Origin of the sequence: Helicobacter acinonychis, assembly GCF_900461455.1 — a bacterium.
GTDB classification, from domain to species: Bacteria; Campylobacterota; Campylobacteria; order Campylobacterales; family Helicobacteraceae; genus Helicobacter; species Helicobacter acinonychis.
On record NZ_UGIA01000001.1, the window covers coordinates 687,386 to 710,901 of the forward strand.

Below are 23,516 nucleotides of genomic sequence, written 5' to 3' on the forward strand. Positions count from 1 at the left end.
TTTTAATGATTTATTTTTCATGATTGAATGGGGTGCGTAAAATTTCCCCAACTTGCTCTATTTTAGTCTCTTTTAGGGCTTTTCTTTCTGTGTTTAACCTGGGGTAATTCAAGCTCTTTTCTAGTAAAAAATCCTTAGCGAATGAGCCGTTTTGAATCTTTTTTAAGATTTTTTGCATGCGTTTTTCTAATAAATTTTCCATAGGCTCTCTCGCTTTAATCGCCCCAAATTCAGCGGTGTTAGAAATGTGTTTTCTCAAACCCTCCACCCCCTTATAATGCAGTAAATCCGCTACTAATTTCACTTCATGCACGCATTCAAAATAGGCTAATTCTTCAGGGTATCCTGCCTTGATTAAAGTTTCAAACCCCATTCTTACAACCGCTTCCAACCCTCCGCACAAAACCGCTTGCTCGCCGAACAAATCGCTCTCGCATTCTTCTTTAAAGCTCGTTTCTAAAACCCCCATTCTCCCCCCACCCATCGCCTTTGCATAGCTTAAAGCCACGGCTTTAGCGTTGTTTTTTGAATTTTCTTGCTCTATGGCAATCAAATGGTATAAGCCCTTGTTTTTAAGGTATTCTTCTCTTAAAGCACTCCCCGGTCCTTTTGGTGCGACTAAAATCACGCCCACGCCTTTTTTAAAAGAGACTTGATTGAAATGCACGCTAAAACCATGAGCAAAGCCCACAATTTGGCCCTCTTTTAAAAAAGGGATCACTTCTTTTTCTAAAACTTCCTTATGCAATTCATCCGGAAGTAACGCCATGATCACATCAGACTTTTGGACTAATTCTTTGACTTCCAACACCTCAAAGCCCTCTGCCTTTGCTTTTGGAATGCTCAAACTCCCTTGATACAAGCCAACACGCACTTTCACTTTAGAATCTCTTAAATTGAGTGCTTGGGCTTCTCCTTGAGTGCCATAACCAATAATGCCCACTTGTAAGGATTGGATAACGCCTAAATCAATGTCTTTATCGTAATAAACGGATAATGCCAAATCAAATCTCCTAGCGTGTTTAAGCAGATAATTATTTTACCATAATGGGAGCGATAATATTTAAAAACATGCAGAATATTAAAAACTCATTAAATGGTGTGCTCGGAGGGATTCAAACCCCCGACCTACAGGACCGCAACCTGTTGCTCTATTCAGCTGAGCTACGAGCACTTCTAAAGAAGTGGAACAAAGATTATAGCAAGAAAAACTAATTTTTTACTTAAAGGATACATTTTTTCTATTATAATTCAAAGCATGCAAAAACATTACCACAAACTCATATCTTATTTATGTGATTTTTTAGAAAAAGAAACGCAAAAAAGAGGCTTTAAAAAAGTCGTTTATGGATTGAGTGGGGGGCTAGATAGTGCGGTCGTTGGGGTGCTGTCTCAAAAGGTTTTTAAAGAAAACGCCCATGCCCTTTTAATGCCCTCTCTAGTTTCTATGCCAGAAAGCAAATCAGATGCTTTGGATCTGTGCGAAACCTTTTCTATCCCCTATACAGAATATTCTATCGCACCCTATGATGCAATCTTTTGCTCTTATTTTAAAGACGCAAGCCTTACCAGAAAGGGGAATTTTTGCTCAAGGTTGCGCATGGCTTTTTTATACGATTATTCTTTAAAAAGTAATTCTTTAGTCATTGGCACGAGCAATAAAAGCGAAAGAATGCTAGGCTATGGCACTTTATTTGGGGATTTGGCGTGCGCGATCAATCCGATTGGGGAATTATTTAAGACTGAAGTTTATGAACTCGCTCAACATTTAAATATCCCTAAAAAGATTTTAGACAAACCCCCTAGTGCGGATTTATTTGTAGGTCAAAGCGATGAAAAGGATTTGGGCTATCCCTATAGCGTGATTGATCCTTTATTAAAGGATATTGAAGCGTTATTTCGAACAAAGCCTATCCATTTAGAGACGCTCACTCAATTAGGCTATGATGAAACTTTAGTTAAAAACACCATAAGCCGTATCCAAAAAAACGCTTTTAAGTTAGAATTACCCACCATCGCCAAACGATTTGATCCTAAATGAAAAGCGATAAACCCTTTTTAGAACGCTATTTTTACACCCCCACTCTTTTGCAAAAAGGGTTGATTTTTGCACTCTATCCTTTTTCTTTAATCTATCAATGCATCGCCACTTTTAAACGAAAAACCGCCAAAAAACATGACTTTAAAATCCCTATTATTAGCGTAGGTAACTTAATCGCTGGAGGAAGCGGTAAAACGCCCTTTATTTTAGAAATCGCTCCAAGATACCAAGAAGTAGCGATCATCTCTAGGGGGTATCAGCGAAATTCTAAAGGTTTAGTGGTGGTGAGCGTTAAAGGGAAAATTCTAGTTTCTCAAAACACAGCGGGCGATGAAGCCTATCTTTTAGCCTTAAATCTAAAACAAGCGAGCGTGATTGTGAGCGAAAAAAGAGAGCTAGGCATTTTAAAAGCCCTTGAATTAGGATCAAAGATCGTGTTTTTAGACGATGGTTTTAGGTTTAACTTCAACCAATTCAACTTGCTTTTAAAACCCAAAGTCCCCCCCTACTACCCCTTTTGTTTGCCTAGTGGGTTGTATAGAGAAAGCATTAAAAGCTATAAAGAAGCCCATTTAGTCATTACAGAAGATAAGGATTATAAAAGAATCACCTCTACTACCCACCCCACCAAACGCATGCTTTTAGTAACGGCTATCGCTAACCCTAGCCGCTTAAACGCATTCTTGCCCAAAGAAGTGGTTAAAAAAATCTATTTTAAAGACCATGCCCCTTTTAATTTGAAGCTTTTAGAAAAAGAGTTTCATAAAAATAACGCCACTTCCTTGTTGGTTACTTCAAAAGATTTAGTCAAATTACAAGATTGTAAATTGCCTTTAAGCGTACTGGATTTAAGATTAGAAATTGACCCTAAAGTTTTAGAAAAGATTGACAATTATATTTTTTCTTATCCTTATAATACAAAAGAACATCTATAAACTCCTTGTCTTTAGAGATAAAGCCTTTCAAACGCCCCTCTAACTCATAATGGTTTTTTTCATAAAAAGCGATCGCTTTGAAATTAGTTTCCATCACTTCCAAGTGTAAAGAATGCAATTGAAACTCTTCAAAAGCGATAAATTCTAAGGCTTTTAAAATAGTATCCCCCTTATTTTTTAAAAAAGGGTTTTTATAAATCCCCAAATACCCATGCTTATGGAAAAGATTGATTTTAGTGATAGAGCCAACCCCCAAATAAACGCCTTCTTCTTTAAACAAAAAATAGCGGTGGTTGGGTGAGTTTTTTAAATCTTCTATGAATTGCAAATGCGTTTTCAAAGGAATAAAAGTGCTATACATCCATAAGGAAGTGTTTGGGTGGTTACGAAACTCTAAAACCAACAACTTTTCTTCATCGCTTAAACGGATAAAATCAATCGCTTGGATATTTTGATAACAATAATTTTTTTTCAAACCTCTAAAAACTCCCTTAACGCACCCTCTAATTTGCTCCCAAAGGTTAGGTTTTTTGCCCATGGTTGGTTTTTTTGAATTTGCAACTTTTCAAAATCTTTAGCTAAAGTTTTTAAACTCGTTTGTTTGAAAATGCCTGAATTTTCAAATTCTTTGCTTTGAAGGATTTGATTAGGCACAATGGGGATAATGAGCGAGGGTGTTTGAGAAAGGGCTAATTCATACAAAGTTTGACCAGCAGCACTAATGGCGCAAGCGCAAGATTTCATTAAAGAACTAAACTCTAAAGGGCTTAAATGGTTGTAGTAATGCGTGTTTTTGGGAGGGTTTTTAGGGATATTAAATGAAATGATATGCAAATTTATCTCATTATTCTCTAAAATTTTAACTATCTCTTTTAATATTCTTGGCTCGCTCCCCCCTAGCGTGATCAACACTTCTTTATTTTCTGCATTGATAGGGCGATCATAAATAAAACGAATATCAACAGGGTAAAACTCCACCCCCAAATAATAATCTTTAGAAAAATAATTATAATAATTTAAAGCATTAAGCATGAAATTCATGATTTTAGTGTTTTTAGGGTAAAACCCTTTGGCATGCTCTTTATCTTCTATCACCATAAGGTTTTGAGATTTTTCTTTCAAAAGATAAAAATCTTTTGAATCCAAATAATAGCTGTCTGTAATCAAAAAATCATCACCGCTAACGCCCTCTAAAAAAGCGCTTATATCGTTTTGCTTATGCAAATAAAGGCTCGCTTCAACGCCTAATTTTTCTACATAAGAAAGGATTTTTTCACCACGCCTCACATGCCCTAAACCGCTTGTTACAAACGCATCGCACAAAATTTTTACTGGCATGAATTTTTTAAACGGCTGTATTTGAGCTTGGCTAATTCCAAATCTTCTAAAGTGTCAATGTCTTGGACTTCTAATGGCGATAATTCTAAAGCGATAGAATTTTGGCTAAAAATAGGTCGCATTTCTTTAAAGACCTGAGCCTTCCCCATATAGAGCAACCCTGCGTCATGATAGAGCGTTTTTAAATCTTGCGTGCATGTGTTTAAATACTCTTTAAAGACCATTTGAACGCCATTTTCAAGGCTAAAAGAACGATAGGGCGAAGCGCTAAATGGAGAGCATGTGAAAACATAGTCCGCATTTTGATTTTCTTTTAAAGTCTCAAAAGCGCATTGTAAATGCTTTTTTTGTAAAAAAACTGAAGTGCCATACAAACAACACGCTATATCATTATCTTTTAATTCTAATTCTTCCATGTGATAGGCCATCACTTCTAAAGTCGTAGCCCTATCATTGGCTAAAACTTTAGGGCGTAGATTCAAAAAACTCGCCCCATAATTTTTGGCTAGATCAACATACTCCATGCTGTCGCTAGAAACAAACACTCTTTCAAAGATCTTGGAGTTTAGTGCCGTTTCAATAGGGTAAGCGAGCATGGGTTTATTGAAAAAATCTATAGTATTTTTATGCTTGATCCTTTTACTAGAACTTCTAGCCAAAACAATAGCGATCACTCTCATAGTTATATTTTTAAACGCTCTTTTCAATAAGGCATTTGGGTTTCCATCGCATCAGCAGCGAATTTCTTTTTGTTAGAATCGCTCAAATGCCCTAAATTCGTGTATTCAATCTTAGCGTCGGCTAAAAACTTGGATTGGATGGTGTTATTCCTTTCAATATCATAAGGGCGGATCACCCCACTCACTTTAAGGACTTGCTTTTCCCCATCCACTAGCACTTCCTTATTGCCATAAATGAAATAATTCCCATTTTCTAGCACTTTAATAATGCGAGCGCTCAACACGATCTCTAAATCTTCGCTCTTTTTTTGCGAGCCACCACCTTTAAAATTCGTGTTATTGCTAGATTTAGTGAAATTGTAATTATTCTTATCGTCTAAATACTCTGCTTCTTTTTTCTTTTTCTCATCTAGACCGTTATAAGTGAGCCTTGGGGGCGTGGAATTACCCCCTGATGCACTTTTATAATCTTTGGAGCTAGAATAATTCGCACTCGCTTTTTCAGAGACAATGATTGTGATCAAATCATTAGGCTTCATCGCTCTCCTATCCGCAAATAAGGGGCGCTCGCCTTGCCCAAACAAACTCCCTAACTTATTCAATTCTGGGATAAACTCTTTAGAGGGGGTTTCTTCTACATAATTAGGAGGGTTAAAATCAATTTTAGGCTCATTGGCTGACATGCTCAACAAAATAGCCCCTATACAAAGCGCTTTTTTCATTCACTAGCCTTATTTACTATTTTAAGTCTTAAATTATACTCTCTTATAAGAAATAAATGCTTAATTTGGAGCAAGTTATTGTAAAATCTATCAGATAACAACAAACCTTAAACCCACATTAGGAGATGAATTTGAAGACCTTATTAAAAATGATGGTTGGCACAAGCTTGTTAGTGCACGCTTTAGGGGCTTATGAACAAAGCGCTGCACCTTCTTGGACAAAAAATTTGTATATGGGATTCAATTACCAAACAGGATCGATTAATTTACTAACCAATATACATCAAGTGCAACAAATCATTGACTATCAAAACGGTTACATCCGCACCATCTCTAGTGTCAATGGCATTAAAAAACTCACCAACATGGGAGCCAATGGGATTGGCTTGGTTATGGGCTATAAGCATTTTTTCCATACGGATAAGGTCCTTGGCTTGCGCTATTTTGCTTTTTTAGATTGGCAAGGCTATGGCATGAGATACCCTAAAGGTTATTATGGTGGCAATAACATGATCACTTATGGCGTGGGCGTGGATGCGATATGGAATTTCTTCCAAGGGAGTTTCTATCAAGATGATATTAGTGTGGATATTGGCATGTTTGGGGGGATTGCGATTGCTGGGAATAGTTGGTATATAGGCGATAAAGGACGGGAATTATTAGGCATTGCCAATAGAGAGGTGAATAATACCTCTTTTCAATTCCTTTTTAACTTTGGCATGAGAGCCTTATTTGTGGATGAGCATGAGTTTGAAATTGGTTTTAAATTCCCCACCATCAACAACAAATACTACACAAGCGATACGATCAATGTTCAAATGCGTAGGGTCTTTGCCTTTTATGTGGGGTATAATTACCACTTCTAAAGGGTTTTAAAACCCCACACAGCTTTCTAGCATCTTTTGATAATAGCTCTTGGCTTTGAGTATCGTCTCTGTGTCATCGGCTTTTAAAAGCACTTCATAATTGTTTTCAAAAGCATTTTTGCTCCAATTCGCCGATCCTAAAAACACGATTTTATCATCAATGATCGCCACTTTTTGGTGCATGATGCCATGATAACTCCCCTTTCTCGCCTTAAGCCCATTCAACAAACACACTTTAGTGTTAGGGTATTTGTCTAAATAGCCGATAGTGGATTGCTTGTTATTGTGATTGCTCCCATAATCATAAATGATTTGCACCTTAACCCCCCTACTCGCTACGCTTTTAATCGCTCTTGCAATATCTCTGTGCGTGAAACTATAAATAGCGATTTTCACGCTCTCTCTAGCATTACTAATCCCAGAAATTAAAGCGTTCAAAGCGTCTCTTTGCTCATAAGGTAAGACAAATAGGCTATTTTTAGCTTGCAAAACCCCTAAACAGCCCACCAACACACCCACGCCAACGATTTTTTTAAATTTATCTAACATCAATGTTCCTTATTAAGCGTATTTTTGATTATAATAAAAGATTTAAAAAAAGTGGTAAAGATTGACAGCTTAAAAAGCGTTTTTAATAAAAAATAAGGAGTTCTTAAAATGACAATGATTCTATTTAGCCAAAACCCTATGATCAAAAAGCTGCTTGAAAGCGTTTCTAAAAAATTAGAGTTGCTTATAGAGTGTTTTGAACGCTATGAAGAGTTATCAGCACGCCTTAAAAAAGATCTAGAATGGCTTTTAATAGCCGATGATGAGTGTTTGGAAAAACTGGATCAAGCGGATTGGCTAGAATTGAAAGAAATGATCTCTCAAAACCAAAACAGCGTGTGCATGCATAGAAAAGGCAATGAAGTGCAACCCTTTTTAGAAGGCTTTGAGATGAAAATCAAAAAACCTTTTTTGCCCACTGAAATGTTAAAAATCCTTCAAAAAAAGTTGGGTTTCCAACCTGGCAAATCAGAACCTAACCCAACCGAAGCTTTAGGTCCCACTCAAGAAACATTAGAAGCCAATTGGGATGCGTTAGAAAATTTAGGCGATTTAGAAGCCCTAGCCAAAGAAGATCCTAACGCTGAAGAGCGGTTACTCCCCACTTTAAACACGAAAGAAGAAAAAGAAATTGAAAAAGAAGCACAAGAAGAAACGCAAGAAGTTGCAGAAACGCCCCAAGATGAAGAAACCACAAGAGAAGAAGAAATTCCTAAAGACGATAACACGCAAGAGAGTGCAAAAACGCCCCAAGAACTAGAAACCCCCCAAGAAGAAACACAAGAACAAGAGGGGGTGCAAGGAGAGAAAGCACCAAAAAAAACACAAGATCCCTCAAACGCACAAGAATTAGAAGCCATGCAAGAATTAGTCAAAGAAATCCAAGAAAACTCCAACCACCAAGAGGATAAAGAAGAAGTGCAAGAAGTTGTTACTGAAAAAACACAAGCACAAGAGTTAGAAAACCAAGAAATCGCAGCAACACCGCAAGAAACAGAAACGCAAGAATTAGAAATTCCTAAAGAACTAGAAACCCCCCAAGCACAAGAAACAGAAACGCCGCAAAAAACCCAAGAAGAAACCCAAGACAACTACGAAACCATTGAAGACATTCCTGAACCGGTGATGGCTAAAGCGATGGGGGAAGCGTTACCTCTTGTTGATGAAGCTTTGATGGAAAGCTCTAGCAATGAAAACGCCACACAAAAACCTAAAGAAAGCGTTACAGAGACCCCACAAGAAAACGCAAAAAACCCCCAAAAAAGCGATGAAACTTCTAGCTCCCTAGAATTGCGCTTGAATTTGCAAGACTTATTAAAAAGCCTCAATCAAGAGTCCTTAAAAAGCCTTTTAGAAAACAAAACCTTAAGCATTAAAATCACTCTAGAGAATAAAAATCCGCATGCATAATGATTTTAATTTGCTCATTCTTTCAGGTCCTAGTGGGGCTGGTAAAAGCACCCTTACAAAGTATTTGCAAGAAAAGATCCAAAAAACCTATTTTTCTCTTTCCACCACCACACGAAAGCCTAGAGAGGGCGAAATTGATGGCTTGCATTACAATTTTGTCAGCGAAGAAGAGTTTAAGCAGGGCATAGAAAAAGGGCAATTTTTAGAATGGGCGATCGTGCATAACCACTATTATGGCACTTCTAAAGCCCTTGTGGAAAAAGCCTTAAAAGAGGGCAAGATTGTGATTTTTGATATTGATGTGCAAGGGCATGAGAGTCTTAAAAAGCATTACCCTAACGCATGCTCAGTCTTTATTAGCACCAAAAACCAAGAGATTTTAAAAGAGCGCTTGCTTTTAAGGGGGACAGATTCTAAAGAGACGATAGAAAAACGCTTGATTAATGCTTATAAGGAAATGCAAAGCTTGGAGAGTTTTGACTACCTCATCATCAATGAAGATTTAGAAAAATCCAAAGAAATCATCTTAAGCATCGCCAAAACTCTCGTCCATCGTTTAAAAGCGTTTAATTTTGAAAAAATATGCAAGGCTTGGAAAAACGAATCCTTATAAAGTTTATCAATTCTTTTTTAAACAAGCTATAATTCAAAGCAAACCAACCAATAAATTCAAGGAGTAATAGATGGGTGGATTTACAAGTATATGGCATTGGGTCATTGTTTTATTAGTGATTGTGTTGTTGTTTGGGGCTAAGAAGATCCCTGAATTGGCTAAAGGTTTAGGCAGTGGGATTAAAAATTTCAAAAAAGCCGTGAAAGACGATGAAGAAGAGGCTAAAAATGAGCCTAAAACCCTAGACGCTCAAGTAACACAAGCCAAAGTGCATGAGAGTAGTGAAATTAAAAACAAACAAGAAGGTTAAAAATGCACACTCTCATTAAGAGCGTTTTAGAAGAGATTTTAGAAGCTGAAGTCATTATTGAACACCCTAAAGACCGAGAACATGGGCATTACGCTACGCCCATTGCTTTCAATCTCGCTAAAATTTTTAAAAAATCGCCACTAGTTATTGCTGAGGAATTAGCCCTTAAAATCAGCACGCATGCTAAAACTCAAGGGTTTTTTGACAGCGTGGTGGCTTGTAAGGGTTATATCAATTTCACGCTTTCTTTGGATTTTTTGGAGCGTTTCACCCAAAAGGCTTTGGAATTAAAAGAAAAATTTGGCTCTAAATTTAAAAGCGAAAATTCTCAAAAAATCTTTTTAGAATTCGTGAGTGCTAACCCCACAGGACCTTTACACATAGGGCATGCTAGGGGGGCGGTGTTTGGCGATAGTTTGGCTAAAATCGCTCGCTTTTTAGGGCATGAGGTTTTGTGCGAATATTATGTTAATGACATGGGATCTCAAATCCGCTTGTTAGGGCTTTCAGTGTGGCTCGCTTATAGAGAGCATGTTTTAAAAGAGGGCGTAACTTACCCAGAAGTCTTCTACAAGGGCGAGTATATCATAGAAATCGCCAAAAAAGCTCACAACGATTTAGAACCTAGCCTTTTTAAAGAAAACGAAGAAACTATTATTGAAGTTTTAAGCTCCTATGCTAAAGATCTAATGCTTTTAGAAATCAAGGACAATTTGGATTCTTTGGGCATTCATTTTGATTCTTATGCGAGCGAAAAAGAAATTTTTAAACATAAAGATGCGGTGTTTAAAAACTTAGAAAAAGCGAACGCCCTTTATGAAAAAGATTCTAAAATCTGGCTCAAATCTTCCCTATACCAAGATGAAAGCGATCGGGTGCTTGTCAAAGAAGACAAAAATTACACTTATTTAGCCGGCGATATTGTCTATCATAATGAAAAATTCAAGCAAAACTACACCAAGTATATCAACATTTGGGGGGCAGATCACCACGGCTATATCGCTAGAGTAAAGGCCAGCCTTAAGTTTTTAGGCTATGATTCTAATAAGCTTGAAGTCTTACTCGCTCAAATGGTGGGATTACTCAAAGATAACGAACCTTACAAGATGAGTAAAAGGGCGGGTAATTTTATTTTGATTAAAGATGTTGTTGATGATATTGGTAAAGACGCTCTAAGGTTTATTTTTTTAAGCAAACGGCTTGACACCCATTTAGAATTTGATGTCAATACTTTAAAAAAGCAAGATAGCTCAAACCCTATTTATTACATCCATTACGCTAACTCGCGCATTCATACCATGCTGGAAAAATCCCCTTTTTCTAAAGAAGAAATTTTACAAACCCCTTTAAAAAACCTAAACGCCGAAGAAAAATATCTTCTCTTTAGCGCTTTAAGCTTACCTAAAATCATTGAAGCCTCTTTTGAAGAATATGGCTTGCAAAAAATGTGCGAATATGCAAAAACTCTTGCATCAGAGTTCCACCGCTTCTATAACGCCGGCAAGATTTTAGACACCCCTAAAACCAAAGAACTTTTAAAAATTTGCTTAATGGTGAGCTTGAGTTTGACTAACGCCTTTAAACTTTTAGGCATAGAGATAAAAACCAAAATTTCAGCCAAAGATTGAATGCAGTTTTTCTCCCATTGGGCGTTGATTTTAAAAATGCTTTAAGCATTTTTGCAATCAAACAATAAAGAGTTTGATTCCATCAAGCGATAAGCACCCCCTTTAAGAAAATTGAATTTTTGCTACAAAAACGATCGAAGATTAAGCTTAAATTTAGGTTTTTGTTATAATATTCCATGGTTTTTAAAAACTAAGGAGAGAATATTATGCTTAATCGTATTATAGAGCACATGAATACCCACCATGTAGAAGACATGAAAGGTTTATTGAAAAAATTCGGACAAGTCCATCACGCTGAAAATGTTGCATTTAAGAGCGTGGATCCCCAAGGCGTTGTGATTGGTTACAACGACAATCAAACCTTAAGGATTGAATTTAACCAAGAAGTTAAAGACCCTAAAGACTACAAAGACGCCATCATTGAATTGTGCCAAAGCGTAGAAAAAACCCATGATTTAAAAGGCGTGGAAGAAGAAATTAAAGCCTTTAGAGAAAGCTTTGATTCCATCTGTTTAGCGACTTTACACCCTAATGGGCATGTGGTATGCTCTTATGCGAGCTTGATGCATGATGGCAAACAATACTACATTTATGTGAGTGAAGTGGCTGAGCATTTTGCGGGTCTTAAACACAACCCAAACAATGTGGAAGTGATGTTTTTAGAAGATGAAAGCAAGGCTAAATCAGCCATTTTAAGAAAACGCTTGCGTTATAAAACCAACGCTCGTTTTATTGAAAGAGGGGCAGAGTTTGACAAAGTCTTTGATGCATTCATTGAAAAAACCGGTGGTGCTGGGGGCATTAAAACCATTCGCACCATGCAAGATTTCCATTTGATCGCTTTGGATTTTAAAGAAGGGCGCTTTGTGAAAGGCTTTGGTCAAGCTTATGATATTTTGGGCGATAAAGTCGCTTATGTTGGAGATAAAGGCAACCCACACAATTTCCCCCACAAAAAGTAAAAATGCTAAAGCATTTTTTGAGATAAAATGCAAAAAAGCTTGATTTTAATCAAGCGATCATCTCTTAGAGAAGGCGATCTTGGGGGTTAGGGGAGGATCATTACAAAATACTCTTATCCCCTTAAGAAAATGAGTTTAAAATAAGATTTGATCATCGTTTCAGTAACATTCAAAAGTAACACAAAAAGGTAATGAAAGAATTTTTTCAAAAATTCAAAAAAAACGCTTTTATACTATAAACCGCACGAATGCATGTTCTATGCATCAAACTTCAAAATCAATCCAACCAAAAGCAAAACCAATGAAAAAGACTTTCTTACTCTCTCTTCATCGCTCTTAAACGCTGAAGGCAACGGCTTTTTGTAAGCGCAAGCTATCAAATCGGTGGGGCCACGCAAAGCGTTAAAAGCACCGGTGGGTTACAAAAACCCTCTGACGCTTATGGAAATTTAAACAACCTAGCTGCTCGGTTTCACCCTTAAACAACCTTATCAATCAGCCCAACAGCCCAAACGCCATCAATAAGTGCAAGGGGCAATTTAGGCTCAAGCGCTAGGAGTTTGCCAGATGAAAAAACCAATTCTCTTGCATATCAAGCGGCGCTTTTAGCGCTCCATGCAGCGGTGGGGTTGTGGAATGGGATAGGCTATGCGGTAATGTGCAGAAAGGGGAATGGTAGTGGGTCTAGTAACATGAATTTTGAAGACCAGCCAAGACAAGAAAGCGCGGCTGTTCAATGCAACCGGTATGAAGCCATAGGAAAAGACAAATCCATGAGCATTGAGAATTTTAAGAAACTCAATGAAGCCTGTCAAATCATCCAAGCGGCTTCAAAAAACAGGCGAGCGCGATGGTTAGAGCACTCCAAGACACTTGCCCGTATGCGCGCCCGCAAAGCGGTAATCATCCAGGTAATGGCTCTCCATGGGGCATTTCAGGAAATAGCAATAACATGCACAAGATTTTTGGCGCTTATTTCACTGCTGTCTAAAACATGATCAGCCGCGCTCAAAAAGTCGTAACGGAAACGAATTGCATTAAAAACGCTTTGAACACCAAGCCCAAAATGCGCCAGCCAATGACAACCCCTACACCAACGCCAATACAGCTTTCGCTCAAACGCTATTAAAAAACGCGCAAAGCCAAGCACGGATTTTAAGCCAAGCCGAGCAAGTGGTGAAAAACTTTGACAAATTCCCTAAAAACTTCGTAGCGGACTCTTTAGGCGTGCGCTATCAAGGAAGGCGGTGCTCATAGGGCACCAATCCAAGAGAGACGGCTTCTAACACCTAGGAGGCAGGCTTTGCACGTATGGGGAAGAGGCCATCACGCATCTCAAAAACAGCCTCGCTTGTTTTGGTAACCAAGCCGAGCGAATCAATCATGCACAAAAACTCGCCTGCACTTCAGCGGGCTTCAGCAGTGAATGCACTAAACTGGGGAACGGCTATCAAGCCACCCCTAAAGCGCTCCCTAATTTCCCCAATTCTTTATCTGATTTAGCGGCAAGCAAAACCAATGACACGCCTGATTTGAACGCTTCCACTCAATTGCAAAACATCACGAGAGAATAGGGTCATAACCCCTTCGTCTCTCAAACCCATAACGGCGCGATGCATTTGATTGGCGTGCAAGCGGGTTACAAACAATTCTTTGGCGGAAAGAAAACTTGGGGTGCAAGGGATTATGGCTTTTTAGACGATAACCACGCTTATATCAAGTTTAGTTTTTTCAATCCCGCTTCTGATGTTTTCCCTTATGGGGTGGGAGCGGGTGCACTCTATAACTTTACCAACGATAAAGCCACTCAAAACAACAAGATTTCTTTTGCGGTATCGCAATAGCTAGCGCTCCATGGCTTAACGCTCAATCCATGCATTCAGCGGCTTTTAACCATTTCTATAACGCCAAGTGGATGCGGCGGATTTTCCGTTTTTATCCAACTCGGGCTTGAGGGTGAATCCCGCCAAAAATAAGGAAAAAGCGATCATGCAACACAACATGGCATTGAACTGGGCGTGAAAATCCCCGCGATCAACACGAGCCACTATTCTTTATAAGGCACTCCATTGCAATACCGCTAGGCTTTAAAGCATCTATTGAATTATGTGTTTGCGTATTGATTTAAGCTCCCTTTTAGCCCCTCTTGTTGGGGGGTTTAGTTTTCACTGCTGACTTTTCACTTATTTTTTAACTTTTTTCACTCATAAAGTTTTTAACTTTTTCTCATTTTTAATCCCACCGCTTGTATTATAGGCAATAACACTAAAATCAAACGACGCAGAAAATTCAAAAAACCATATAATTATAATATTGTTTGAGATCTCATAAAGGATAAAAATGCGCGTGTTTGTTTGCTTTTTAGGGGTTTTTGTGTCTAACGGTTTGGCTCGTTTTGGCTATGTGGTCTTAATCCCCCTACTCATTCTATCAGGGAGCTTGACCCCAAACCAAAGCTTCCAACTAGGCATTGCGGTGTTGATGGGCTATGTTTTTGGAAGTTTTTTAATCCAATTTTTAAGCCCATTAATATCATTAGAAAGCATCGCTAAAATCAGTTTTTGTTTGATTGCTTTGAGTTTTTTAGTTTGTTATTTTGATAGTATCCCTTTCTTTTGGCTTTGGATCTGGCGTTTTATCGCCGGTGTAGCTAGCAGTGCTTTAATGATTTTAGTCGCCCCCCTCTCTCTACCCTATGTTAAGGAAAATAAAAGAGCTTCAGTGGGGGGGTTTATTTTTAGTGCCGTAGGCATTGGTGCTGTTTTTAGCGGCTTTATTTTGCCAATCATTAGCTCTTATAATATCAAATGGGCGTGGATTTTTTTAGGGGGCAGTTGTTTGATAGCCTTTATCCTTTCCTTGGTAGGCTTAAAAAACCATTCTTTAAAAAACAAGTCCGTTAAAAAAGAAGAGAGCAGGCTTAAAATCTCTTTGCATTTGTGGTTACTGCTTATTTCTTGTGCTCTCAATGCGATTGGTTTTTTACCCCACACGCTTTTTTGGGTGGATTATTTGATCCGTCATTTAAATATCTCTCCCACTATCGCTGGAACTTCATGGGCGTTTTTTGGCTTTGGCGCTACGCTTGGCTCTTTAATCAGTGGTCCGATGGCTCAAAAGCTAGGGGCTAAAAATGCCAATATTTTTATCCTTATTTTAAAATCCATCGCATGTTTTTTACCCATTTTTTTCCACCAAATTTCTTTACTCAATTTAAGCATCTTTGTAATGGGAGCGGCCACAACCGCTAATATCAACTTATTTAGCATGATGGCTTTAAAGATCGCAGGCACACAACATTTTGCTAAAGCCTCTTCTTGGGTGGTGTTTTCTTTTGGGATTTTCCAAGCGCTTTTTTCGTATCTTTTTACGATATTTTTAGGGGATTTGGGCTATCTTTTGATTTTTGCTATTTGTGGGGTGTGTTTGGTTTTAAGCTTTATCGTGCTTTTCCCTATTAAAATGCAAACAACTATAAACAAATAGCAAAAATAGGATTTTTAAATTTTTTAGATTTTATTTTTTATAAAACCCATAAGGGGATAGGGGTATTTTGAAAAACCCTCTCCTACAACCCCCACAAGATCACCTTAAGAAAATATTACTTTCAAACTCTTTTATATATTTATTTTAAAAATTATAAAAGCATTTTTTACATTTTAATAAAATTAAAAATTATTGCGTTTCAAAACCCTTGATACCAAGCAAATTTTTAAAACCCTTTAAGGAATTTAAGATTTTTTCACGCTCTAAATGGCGTGTGATAAAAACGAGAGTGGAGCCGCTAGTATCCTTTAAAATGTGTTTGGGCGGATAAATTGCATGCATCACGCCGTTAATGCTCACTAAAAAATCCTCCCCAATGTCAATAATCCCCTTTATGCGTAAAATCTGTGTGCCGTATTTATACAATAACAAACTCAGCCAAATCCCAAACGCGCTCCATTCCATCGCCTCTTCAAAACTCATGCTTAAAGTCTCAAAGCCTTGCGAGTGCGGATTTTTTAGTGTTGGCAGCACAAATTTTCGCTCCCCTTTTTCGTGCGAGAAAAGATTTTCATAATCTATGCTTTTCTCTATATTTTTCTTGTCAAAAATTTCCGTGCTAGGGTTGATGGCTTGTATTTGTTCTCTTAATTTTGCTAAAGCCGCACTATCGTTTTGTAAGTCCGTTTTGGTCAATAAAACGCTATCAGCAAAAATGATTTGCTCTTTAGCTTCGTTGTTTGTTAGGTGCATTTTAGCGTTCAATGCATCCACGCAAACGATCACGCTTTGAACTTCAAAATGTGCCCCTAAAAAGGTGTCGCTCAAAATCATCCATAAAATCGGTGTTGGGTTGGCTAAGCCGGTGGTTTCAATGATGATACGCCTTAAAATTTCGCCGCGTGATTCATAAAGATTGATCGTATCTTTTAGAGACTCCACTAAATCTAAGCGTTTGTTACAACACACACACCCTGCGTTAAGATAAAGCATTTTTTCATCGCAATAATGCACGCTTAAAATACGTTGATCCAAGGCGGCTTGACCGATTTCATTGATAATTAAAGCTACGCCTTGGTGGTTAAATTGATTTAAATATTCGCTTAAAAAACTCGTTTTACCGCTCCCTAAAAAACCTGTGATGAGCGTGATAGGGATTTTTGGCATTAGTAAATGGTGTTTGTATAGTGGTTTAAAAACGCCAATAGATTAGAATCTAAGGCGTCCATCTCTTTTTTGGCTAAATTTTGCGCTTTATCCCACAAATCGCCTAGATCATTGACAATCACGCTTTGCCCTTTTTGATCGCACAGCATCAATTTAGTGCCTTGCCAATCATGGATTTTTAGCCCATAAAACGCCAAGACTTTATTGAGCAATCCCACCCATTTGAGCCTCGCTCTTTTGCGTTCTCTGACGTTTTCATTAGCACTAATAAGTGCATTTTGCACTCTCAAACTCCCACTACTCCCATCGTTCGCATCGGTCCAATGAAAAGAGTTAATAAGCTCCCCACACAAAACGCACATTTTCAACCTCCAAAAACTAAATCATGCTACAATTCTACTGAAAATCCAAAGCTTTCTCACAGACAATTACAGATTAGGTGAGGAAACATAACACAAAGTGCAAAAAATTTGTAGTTAAGTATGATATTGATTATAATTGCACTTTTTTATTATGGGGAATTTGATGCAGGATTATAGAACTCTTACGCTAGAAAATATTTACGCGCCAAATGAGATAACAGACGCGCTTTCGTTGTTGCAATCCTGCGGTATTGAATCGGTTGTCAGTACTTCAAATATCACGCTTTATTTTGACATTGTGGATTTAAAAAAGCTTGAATTGACTGCACCAAACACGCTGATTCAAAAGACATTAGAGGAATTATATAAGATCCGCTCGTTTTCTAGTCAAAATGGCAAAATCGTATTTAAGAGCTTCAACAAAGCCAAAAAAGTCGCCCATAAAAAACAAAATACAAAAACAAGATTGGCTTACGAAACTTACAAAAAAGAGTTTAGCAAAGAGACTAATGAAATTCAAAGCTATCTTAATCAAATCTATTGTGCGGATAGCTTGGAGTTTTTAAAAAAGCTCCCAAATAATTGCATAGATATAGTGCTAACTTCACCGCCTTACAACTTTGGCATCAATTACAACGCAACGCAGGATGCAAATCTTTGGCAAGAGTATTTCAACACACTTTTTGCCATTTTTACAGAGTGCATTCGTGTGCTTAAAAGTGGAGGGCGAATCATTGTCAATATCCAACCTATGTTTAGCGATTATATCCCTACGCACCATTTTATAAGCAAATCTTTTATAGATAGTGGGCTCATTTGGAAAGGCGAAATTTTATGGGAAAAGAATAACTACAATTGCAAATACTGCACTTGGGGAAGCTGGAAAAGCCCTGCTGCCCCATATTTAAAATATTCGTGGGAGTTTATAGAAATCTTTTGCAAAAATAATCTAAAAAAAGAGGGCGATAAAAACAACATTGATATAACCGATGATGAATTTAAAAAGTGGGTTTATGGCAAGTGGAATTTTGCACCAGAACGCAACATGAAGCAATATGGGCATGATGCAATGTTCCCAGAAGAATTAGTAAAACGGTGTTTAAAACTATTTTCCTATCAAAATGATATTATACTCGATCCGTTTAATGGTGCAGGGACGACCACAAAAGTCGCCAAACAATTAGGGCGCAGATTTATAGGTATAGACATTAGCGAGAAATATTGTGAAGTAGCAAAAGCAAGGTTAAAAGAAGCAACAGATTTATTTAATGTGAGAGATATAATTTGAGTTCTATAAAAGATATTATACAAGATTATAGTGTTGTGGTTAAAGTGATTGATAAAGACGCTCGGAATCAAGATAGTAGGGCGTATGGCGGAGTTATAAGAAGCGTTAAAAGCAAATTGCAAGAACATATCAGCGAAGAGATTGTAAAAATAGCATGGCAAAATATTGGTGGTAAAGCTAATAGGCTTGAAATAAATTCTAATAAAATAAAAATTCCCATCAAAGATAGCTACATAGAAAGCATAGCAGACAAACAAGTAAGGGCATATATATTGAAGCATAAAATGGATTATCATTACGGATTGAGCGTTGACAAGCATATATTTGTGGATAATCAATTTGTTATAGGAATAGAATGTAAAGCATATACAGAAAACGCTATGCTAAAGCGAATCCTAGTAGATTTTCATCTACTTAAGACTCTATATCCAAATATATCTTGTTATTTGTTCCAACTAGAAAGCCAATTAGGTGGCGATTATTCGGCCTTACCAGAAACCATATTTGGATCAAAAACCACGCATTCTATAATGAGCTATTTTGAAAATGTAGATCTAAATATAGTAACTTTGCTAAAAGGCGAAAGAGACATAAATAAACCCATACATAAAAATTTCAAACCTTTAGAAGAAGAAGTTTTAAAGAAAACAATAAAACTAATGGAAAATGAATTGAAAGTTTATTTGTAGCAATTGGTGCAAATTGCATTGCACCAATGCGATTCAATCGTTACTTTTTTCTAGGGTTTCGTTTCAAGAAATCATCAGCGATTTCATTGAATGTTACCCAACGCACGCCCTCATGCTTATTGATATGTTCAATGATTTTTTCATGCATGAGCAACACTTGCGGACGCCCACTCACATCAGGGTGGATCGTCATGCTAAATACCGCATAATCCATTTCACGATAAACCCAATCAAATTGATCGATCCACATTTGCCCTATATCGTGTGGGCTTACAAAACCAAAGCTATTGGGGGATTTTTTGATAAACATCATCGGCGGTAAATCGTCCAAATACCAATTCGCAGGGATTTCCACTAAATCTGTTTCAACCCCACGAATTAAAGGCTTCATCCAATCCTTGGCTTCCAAACTATAATCAATCTTACTCCAACTATCCCCCACGCGCACGAAATAGGGCGTGAAATCATTGTGCATGAGCGAGTGGTCGTATTTGAAGCCGTGTTTTAAAAGCAATTCATTAGTGATATTAGAAAATTCCCACCACGGTGCCACATAGCCTGTGGGGGCTTTGCTGGTGAGATTTTTAATCAATTCAACGCTTTTTAACAAGACATCTTCTTCTTGCTTGGCCGTCATAGCGATAGGGTTTTCATGCGAATACCCATGCGCACCCACTTCATGCCCAGCATCTACGATCATTTTCATTTGCTCTAGAAAAGTCTCAATAGAATGCCCAGGTGCAAACCAAGTCGCCGGAAGGTGGTATTTTTGAAACAATTTTAAAAGCCGTGGAATCCCCACTTCCCCTGCAAAAAGCCCACGCGAAATATCATCAGGCGAATCCTCCCCACCATAGCTCCCTAGCCAACCAGCCACCGCATCAATATCCACGCCATAAGCCACTAAAATTTCTTTTGCCATAACCACTCCTTGTTAAGTGAGTTTTCCAAACCCCTTTTTAGTGAGTTTGGTGTCAAAATCTTGTAAATAAGGGATTTTTTGGCGTTGCGATGCGACCTCGTTTAAATCAAGATCGGCGATAATGACTTCGTTGGGTTTAGTAGCTTGCACGATGATTTTTCCATTGGGTGCGATGATGCGTGAATCTCCCGCAAACTCTAGCGTTTGTTTTAATTTAGGGTTCGTTTCTTCCCCACTATGATTGCATGCACACACAAAACAGCCATTTTCTAACGCTCTAGCTTTGCTCAATAAATCCCAATTATAAGCCCTAGCTCTTCCAAATGCACTAGGATAGATTAAAACCTCCGCCCCCTGTAACGCTAAAATGTTCGCGCCCACGCCAAAGCCGATTTCATAGCAAATTTGCAAACCCACTTTCGCACTAAAATCCCCAAAATCAAGCGTGAAAATTTCGTATTTTTTGCCCCTTTTGAAGTGCGATTTTTCATCGCCCCACAAATAGATCTTACGGTGTTTACCAACGATTTTACCTTCTGGTGAAACGATATAAGCACTGTCATAAAGTTTTCTATTATTTTTTTCAATACTGCATGCCACCACATGCACTTTACTAGACTTTGCAAAATCGCTTAACGCTCTTAAAGTCTCGTTTTTTAGCGTTTTCTCGCCATGTTTTATGGCTTTAAAATCTATCCCTAATCCACTATCTTTATCATTCACGCAATATCCGCTATCAAAAAGTTCAGGCAAGACAATGAGATTTGCACCTTTATTGTGGGCTTCTTTGGCTAGATCAAGGGCTAGTTGCAAGTTTTCATTCAAAGTGCAGGGTTTGGATTGCATTTGAATCACAGCGGTTTTTAGGATTCTTGGTATTTTGGCTGAGTCCTGTTCTTTCAAAATCCACTCCCATTTTTGTTTTATTCTATAAGAAGAGGAATTAAAAGAGGGTTAAAGGGGTTAAAATCAATATGAGTTCGTGTCAAAACTTATCAAAACAGCGATAAACTTACCTATTTTTTAAAAATCGTAATAACGCACTAGAGAGCGAACTCACAAACACGCCTATAAGAAAAAATAGTCCATTAAAAAGATTAAACGCTAGAAGCGTTCCTAAAATGCCTAGTAAAACCCCATACCCTCCTAAACGCCACACATTGAAAGACATTTCCAAACCCAGGGCGAATTTTTGGAATTTTTGCTTTTCTTCTTTTTCTGAATTTTGTTTTCTTAAATCCAAACGCTTTTTAACGCCACAATACGAAGACAACGCCACGATAAAAAACCCTAAAAACCCCCCTTCAAAATTCAAAACCCCATGAAATTCTTTAAAAAAACAAACAATGATCGCACTAATTATATTAATAGCAAACAAAATAAACAGGCATTTGATTTGACACATAGGCTTTTTGATTTATTTAGTTTTATGCGTGTATTTAGGGTCTTTAGCTAATTCTTCATAGTCTTTTTGCATGTTTTTATAAGCTTTATAGACATTGAGAAAGCTCGCTAACACGCCCCAGACAACCCCAAGCCAAAAAAGCCACGAAATGCGAGTGAGCTTTTCAAGCCCATAGCCTATAGCCACACCTATAAGGATCGCTACAACCATAGAAAGCCCCAAGCTCAAATAATTCGCCCCCTCTATAAACTTGTAGTATTTTGGCTTTTTCAAAAATTCACACGCCCTTTATGATTTCATCAAAACTCTCATTCGCTTTTACGATCACCAAATCAATCATCTCTTCAGTCATAGGCTCACAAATAAAGCCGGTTTCAAAGCTTGAACATGCCAAATACACGCCTTTAAAGAGCATTTTTTGATGGAATTTCGCAAACATTTCTGTATTGCTTTTTAAAGCATCATCAAAATCGCACACCGCATTTTCGTTAAAGAAAAAGCCAAACATACCCCCTCTATTAAGCGTTTGTAAAGCGATGTTGTAAGATTTTGCACTCTTTTTTAGACCTTGAGTCAAACGAATGGCTAAAGCGTTCAAGCGAGAATAAAGCGTTTTGTCTCTTTTGATTTTATACAACGTGCTCAATCCCGCACACACCGCCAAAGGGTTACCGCTTAAAGTACCGGCTTGATACACCCCCCCAATGGGCGAAAGCAAGTCCATAATTTCCGCACGCCCCCCAAAACACGCCAAAGGAAGCCCTGCACCTATCACCTTACCAAAGGTTACTAAATCCGGCACAACGCCATAAAATTCTTGCGAACCGCTCAAACTCGCCCTAAAACCGCTCATCACTTCATCTAAGATTAGCACCGCTTGGTATTTTTCACACAAGGCTTTTAACCCCACCAAAAACTCTTTTTGGGCTGGCACTAGCCCCATATTTCCTGCAATGGGTTCAATGATGACACAACCCACATTGCCTTTTTGAAAGCATTCTTGAACAGAGTTTAAATCGTTATAACGAGCCACTAGAGTGTGCTTGCTAAAATCGCTCGGCACGCCTAAAGAAGAAGGAGAGCCAAAAGTAGTGCACCCACTACCCGCTTTCACTAACAAAGAATCGCTATGCCCATGGTAGCACCCTTCAAACTTAATCAAATCGTCTTTTTGGCTATAAGCTCTAGCGAGCCGTATCGCACTCATCGTCGCTTCCGTGCCGCTATTGACTAAACGCACCTTATCTAAGCCATCATAACAAGAAATGATTTCTTTAGCTAAAGTGGTTTCCAACTCTGTGGGAGCACCAAAAGAAGTGCCTTTTTTTAACGCTTTAATGATATTTTCTTCAATCTCCTCATCAGCATGCCCAAAAATCAAAGGTCCCCAACTTTGCACAAAATCTATATAATGGTTGTTATCCACATCATAAAGATACGCCCCCTTACCCTTTAAGATAAAAGGCGGAGTGCCTTTAACACTCTTAAACGCCCTCACAGGCGAATTGACCCCCCCAACGATCACCTGTTTGGCTTCATTAAAATCATTGATACTATGCAACAACTCCATGATTTTAAATTATCCCTTGATCATGCTTTCAAATTGGATCTCCACTTGCGACCAGGTCAAGCTCTCATGAAAACTCTCGCATCGTTTGGCTAAGCTCGCTAATTCGTTTTTCAAGCCAAAATTCAAAATGTCTAGCACCCCTTTAATCACGAGCTTATTGTCTGTGATGGTGTATTGCATAGGCACTTTCACCAACTTTTCATTCATCCTCACATAAGCGGTGAGCGAACCTAGATGATCGCCCTCTACAACATTTCTAAAAGTGACTTTAATCTGAGTACTTTTAAAAAGAGCGAAAAAAGCCTCTTGGACATTCTTATTTTTCAATTCATCACCCAAATTGACTTTCAAGCCATCCATGCTCGCATTCGCCCCCTCTAAAAGGGTTTTTAAACTGCTTTGCGATTTGCCTAATTTGTAAGTGATGTGATCAAAAGTCCCACTCACCGGTGCTTTAGACTTATTTTTAAAGGCTGTCCATGTCGTTTTAGCCGAAGTGAGATCCAAACTCACCGCCTGCAAAAGCCCCGCTAACAAAAGCGATCCCAAAACCATTTTTTTCATTCATTATCC

27 protein-coding genes, 1 tRNA gene and 1 pseudogene are annotated in these 23,516 nt (G+C 38.1%); 14 read left to right on the forward strand and 15 right to left on the reverse strand.

The features are described from left to right. Positions 1-10: 10 nt before the first annotated feature. Both ilvC and DYI00_RS03200 read right to left on the reverse strand, forming a co-directional pair. Positions 11-1,003, reverse strand: coding sequence for a ketol-acid reductoisomerase (gene ilvC, locus DYI00_RS03195; RefSeq protein ID WP_011577870.1), 993 nt, complete (start codon positions 1,001-1,003; stop codon positions 11-13). Positions 1,004-1,097: 94 nt separating this feature from the next. Further along, positions 1,098-1,174 (reverse strand) — tRNA-Arg (locus DYI00_RS03200). An 84-nt stretch (positions 1,175-1,258) separates the two neighbouring features. Between DYI00_RS03200 and DYI00_RS03205 the strand changes: the two genes are divergently transcribed. Both DYI00_RS03205 and DYI00_RS03210 read left to right on the forward strand, forming a co-directional pair. After that, complete coding sequence (locus DYI00_RS03205) at positions 1,259-2,041, forward strand: NAD+ synthase (protein WP_011577871.1); 783 nt, start codon at positions 1,259-1,261, stop codon at positions 2,039-2,041. Continuing rightward, complete coding sequence (locus DYI00_RS03210; protein WP_011577872.1) at positions 2,038-2,976, forward strand: tetraacyldisaccharide 4'-kinase; 939 nt, start codon at positions 2,038-2,040, stop codon at positions 2,974-2,976. The genes DYI00_RS03205 and DYI00_RS03210 overlap by 4 nt, the downstream gene beginning before the upstream one ends. On the opposite strand, the gene pseH is transcribed toward DYI00_RS03210, so the two are convergent. The 4 genes from pseH to flgH are packed head-to-tail and all read right to left on the reverse strand — an operon-like array spanning position 2,909 to position 5,716. Then, entirely contained in the window at positions 2,909-3,451 is a 543-nt protein-coding gene (gene pseH / locus DYI00_RS03215; protein WP_011577873.1) for a UDP-4-amino-4,6-dideoxy-N-acetyl-beta-L-altrosamine N-acetyltransferase, read from the reverse strand. The genes DYI00_RS03210 and pseH overlap by 68 nt on opposite strands. Further along, positions 3,448-4,314: a hypothetical protein gene (locus tag DYI00_RS08410; protein ID WP_041600201.1), complete on the reverse strand. Its 867-nt coding sequence runs from the start codon at positions 4,312-4,314 to the stop codon at positions 3,448-3,450. The genes pseH and DYI00_RS08410 overlap by 4 nt, the downstream gene beginning before the upstream one ends. Then, positions 4,305-4,994, reverse strand: coding sequence for a pseudaminic acid cytidylyltransferase (gene pseF / locus DYI00_RS08415; protein WP_011577875.1), 690 nt, complete (start codon positions 4,992-4,994; stop codon positions 4,305-4,307). Before pseF ends, DYI00_RS08410 begins: the two co-directional genes overlap by 10 nt. Before the next feature lie 23 nt (positions 4,995-5,017). Next, positions 5,018-5,716 (reverse strand): flagellar basal body L-ring protein FlgH, encoded by a 699-nt coding sequence (flgH, locus tag DYI00_RS03225; RefSeq protein WP_011577876.1) that lies wholly within the window; start codon positions 5,714-5,716, stop codon positions 5,018-5,020. A 131-nt stretch (positions 5,717-5,847) separates the two neighbouring features. On the opposite strand from flgH, the gene DYI00_RS03230 reads away from it, so the two are divergent. Next, complete coding sequence (locus DYI00_RS03230) at positions 5,848-6,582, forward strand: outer membrane protein (protein WP_162465377.1); 735 nt, start codon at positions 5,848-5,850, stop codon at positions 6,580-6,582. A 6-nt stretch (positions 6,583-6,588) separates the two neighbouring features. On the opposite strand, the gene DYI00_RS03235 is transcribed toward DYI00_RS03230, so the two are convergent. Next, positions 6,589-7,131 (reverse strand): phospholipase D-like domain-containing protein, encoded by a 543-nt coding sequence (locus DYI00_RS03235; protein WP_011577878.1) that lies wholly within the window; start codon positions 7,129-7,131, stop codon positions 6,589-6,591. Between the two features lie 108 nt (positions 7,132-7,239). On the opposite strand from DYI00_RS03235, the gene DYI00_RS03240 reads away from it, so the two are divergent. The 9 genes and pseudogenes from DYI00_RS03240 to DYI00_RS03275 all read left to right on the forward strand — a co-directional run bounded on the left by DYI00_RS03240 (position 7,240) and on the right by DYI00_RS03275 (position 15,540). Beyond that, on the forward strand, positions 7,240-8,541 hold the full coding sequence (locus DYI00_RS03240; RefSeq protein WP_011577879.1) for a midas domain-containing protein: 1,302 nt from the start codon (positions 7,240-7,242) through the stop codon (positions 8,539-8,541). Continuing rightward, a complete protein-coding gene (gmk, locus tag DYI00_RS03245; RefSeq protein ID WP_041600202.1) occupies positions 8,534-9,154 on the forward strand; it encodes a guanylate kinase in 621 nt (206 codons plus the stop codon). The genes DYI00_RS03240 and gmk overlap by 8 nt, the downstream gene beginning before the upstream one ends. Before the next feature lie 70 nt (positions 9,155-9,224). Further along, the gene (locus tag DYI00_RS03250) at positions 9,225-9,464 is read left to right on the forward strand and encodes a twin-arginine translocase TatA/TatE family subunit (protein WP_011577881.1); all 240 of its coding nucleotides are present in this window, start codon (positions 9,225-9,227) and stop codon (positions 9,462-9,464) included. A gap of 2 nt (positions 9,465-9,466) precedes the next feature. Next, the gene (gene argS, locus DYI00_RS03255) at positions 9,467-11,092 is read left to right on the forward strand and encodes an arginine--tRNA ligase (RefSeq protein ID WP_011577882.1); all 1,626 of its coding nucleotides are present in this window, start codon (positions 9,467-9,469) and stop codon (positions 11,090-11,092) included. Positions 11,093-11,298: 206 nt separating this feature from the next. After that, on the forward strand, positions 11,299-12,054 hold the full coding sequence (locus DYI00_RS03260; RefSeq protein ID WP_011577883.1) for a HugZ family heme oxygenase: 756 nt from the start codon (positions 11,299-11,301) through the stop codon (positions 12,052-12,054). A 560-nt stretch (positions 12,055-12,614) separates the two neighbouring features. Beyond that, complete coding sequence (locus tag DYI00_RS08895; RefSeq protein ID WP_104709354.1) at positions 12,615-13,052, forward strand: SabA family sialic acid-binding adhesin; 438 nt, start codon at positions 12,615-12,617, stop codon at positions 13,050-13,052. Next, entirely contained in the window at positions 13,049-13,183 is a 135-nt protein-coding gene (locus DYI00_RS08900; RefSeq protein WP_411697125.1) for a hypothetical protein, read from the forward strand. Before DYI00_RS08895 ends, DYI00_RS08900 begins: the two co-directional genes overlap by 4 nt. A gap of 445 nt (positions 13,184-13,628) precedes the next feature. Beyond that, positions 13,629-14,138 (forward strand): annotated as a pseudogene (locus DYI00_RS08905) (outer membrane protein); the annotation flags it as partial. 256 nt (positions 14,139-14,394) lie between these two features. Then, entirely contained in the window at positions 14,395-15,540 is a 1,146-nt protein-coding gene (locus DYI00_RS03275) for a YbfB/YjiJ family MFS transporter (RefSeq protein ID WP_104687552.1), read from the forward strand. Positions 15,541-15,729: 189 nt separating this feature from the next. Here the strand turns inward: DYI00_RS03275 and DYI00_RS03280 are convergent, their stop codons facing one another. Together DYI00_RS03280 and DYI00_RS03285 are read right to left on the reverse strand one after the other, a co-directional pair. Continuing rightward, a complete protein-coding gene (locus tag DYI00_RS03280) occupies positions 15,730-16,707 on the reverse strand; it encodes a CobW family GTP-binding protein (protein ID WP_104709318.1) in 978 nt (325 codons plus the stop codon). Next, complete coding sequence (locus DYI00_RS03285; RefSeq protein ID WP_104709319.1) at positions 16,707-17,069, reverse strand: hypothetical protein; 363 nt, start codon at positions 17,067-17,069, stop codon at positions 16,707-16,709. The genes DYI00_RS03280 and DYI00_RS03285 overlap by 1 nt, the downstream gene beginning before the upstream one ends. Before the next feature lie 163 nt (positions 17,070-17,232). Between DYI00_RS03285 and DYI00_RS03290 the strand changes: the two genes are divergently transcribed. Both DYI00_RS03290 and DYI00_RS03295 read left to right on the forward strand, forming a co-directional pair. After that, complete coding sequence (locus DYI00_RS03290) at positions 17,233-18,357, forward strand: DNA-methyltransferase (protein WP_011577890.1); 1,125 nt, start codon at positions 17,233-17,235, stop codon at positions 18,355-18,357. Beyond that, positions 18,354-19,046: a hypothetical protein gene (locus DYI00_RS03295; RefSeq protein WP_011577891.1), complete on the forward strand. Its 693-nt coding sequence runs from the start codon at positions 18,354-18,356 to the stop codon at positions 19,044-19,046. Before DYI00_RS03290 ends, DYI00_RS03295 begins: the two co-directional genes overlap by 4 nt. 40 nt (positions 19,047-19,086) lie before the next feature. On the opposite strand, the gene DYI00_RS03300 is transcribed toward DYI00_RS03295, so the two are convergent. The 6 genes from DYI00_RS03300 to DYI00_RS03325 form a co-directional block, all read right to left on the reverse strand. Next, entirely contained in the window at positions 19,087-19,968 is an 882-nt protein-coding gene (locus tag DYI00_RS03300) for a polysaccharide deacetylase family protein (RefSeq protein WP_104687555.1), read from the reverse strand. Positions 19,969-19,980: 12 nt separating this feature from the next. Beyond that, a complete protein-coding gene (locus DYI00_RS03305) occupies positions 19,981-20,871 on the reverse strand; it encodes a carbon-nitrogen hydrolase family protein (protein ID WP_041600203.1) in 891 nt (296 codons plus the stop codon). A 109-nt stretch (positions 20,872-20,980) separates the two neighbouring features. Beyond that, positions 20,981-21,373, reverse strand: coding sequence for a hypothetical protein (locus DYI00_RS03310; protein WP_011577894.1), 393 nt, complete (start codon positions 21,371-21,373; stop codon positions 20,981-20,983). Between the two features lie 12 nt (positions 21,374-21,385). Next, positions 21,386-21,646: an AtpZ/AtpI family protein gene (locus DYI00_RS03315; RefSeq protein WP_011577895.1), complete on the reverse strand. Its 261-nt coding sequence runs from the start codon at positions 21,644-21,646 to the stop codon at positions 21,386-21,388. A gap of 4 nt (positions 21,647-21,650) precedes the next feature. Beyond that, the gene (hemL, locus tag DYI00_RS03320) at positions 21,651-22,943 is read right to left on the reverse strand and encodes a glutamate-1-semialdehyde 2,1-aminomutase (RefSeq protein ID WP_104709320.1); all 1,293 of its coding nucleotides are present in this window, start codon (positions 22,941-22,943) and stop codon (positions 21,651-21,653) included. 9 nt (positions 22,944-22,952) lie between these two features. Then, positions 22,953-23,507, reverse strand: coding sequence for a YceI family protein (locus DYI00_RS03325; RefSeq protein WP_011577897.1), 555 nt, complete (start codon positions 23,505-23,507; stop codon positions 22,953-22,955). Positions 23,508-23,516 lie beyond the last annotated feature (9 nt).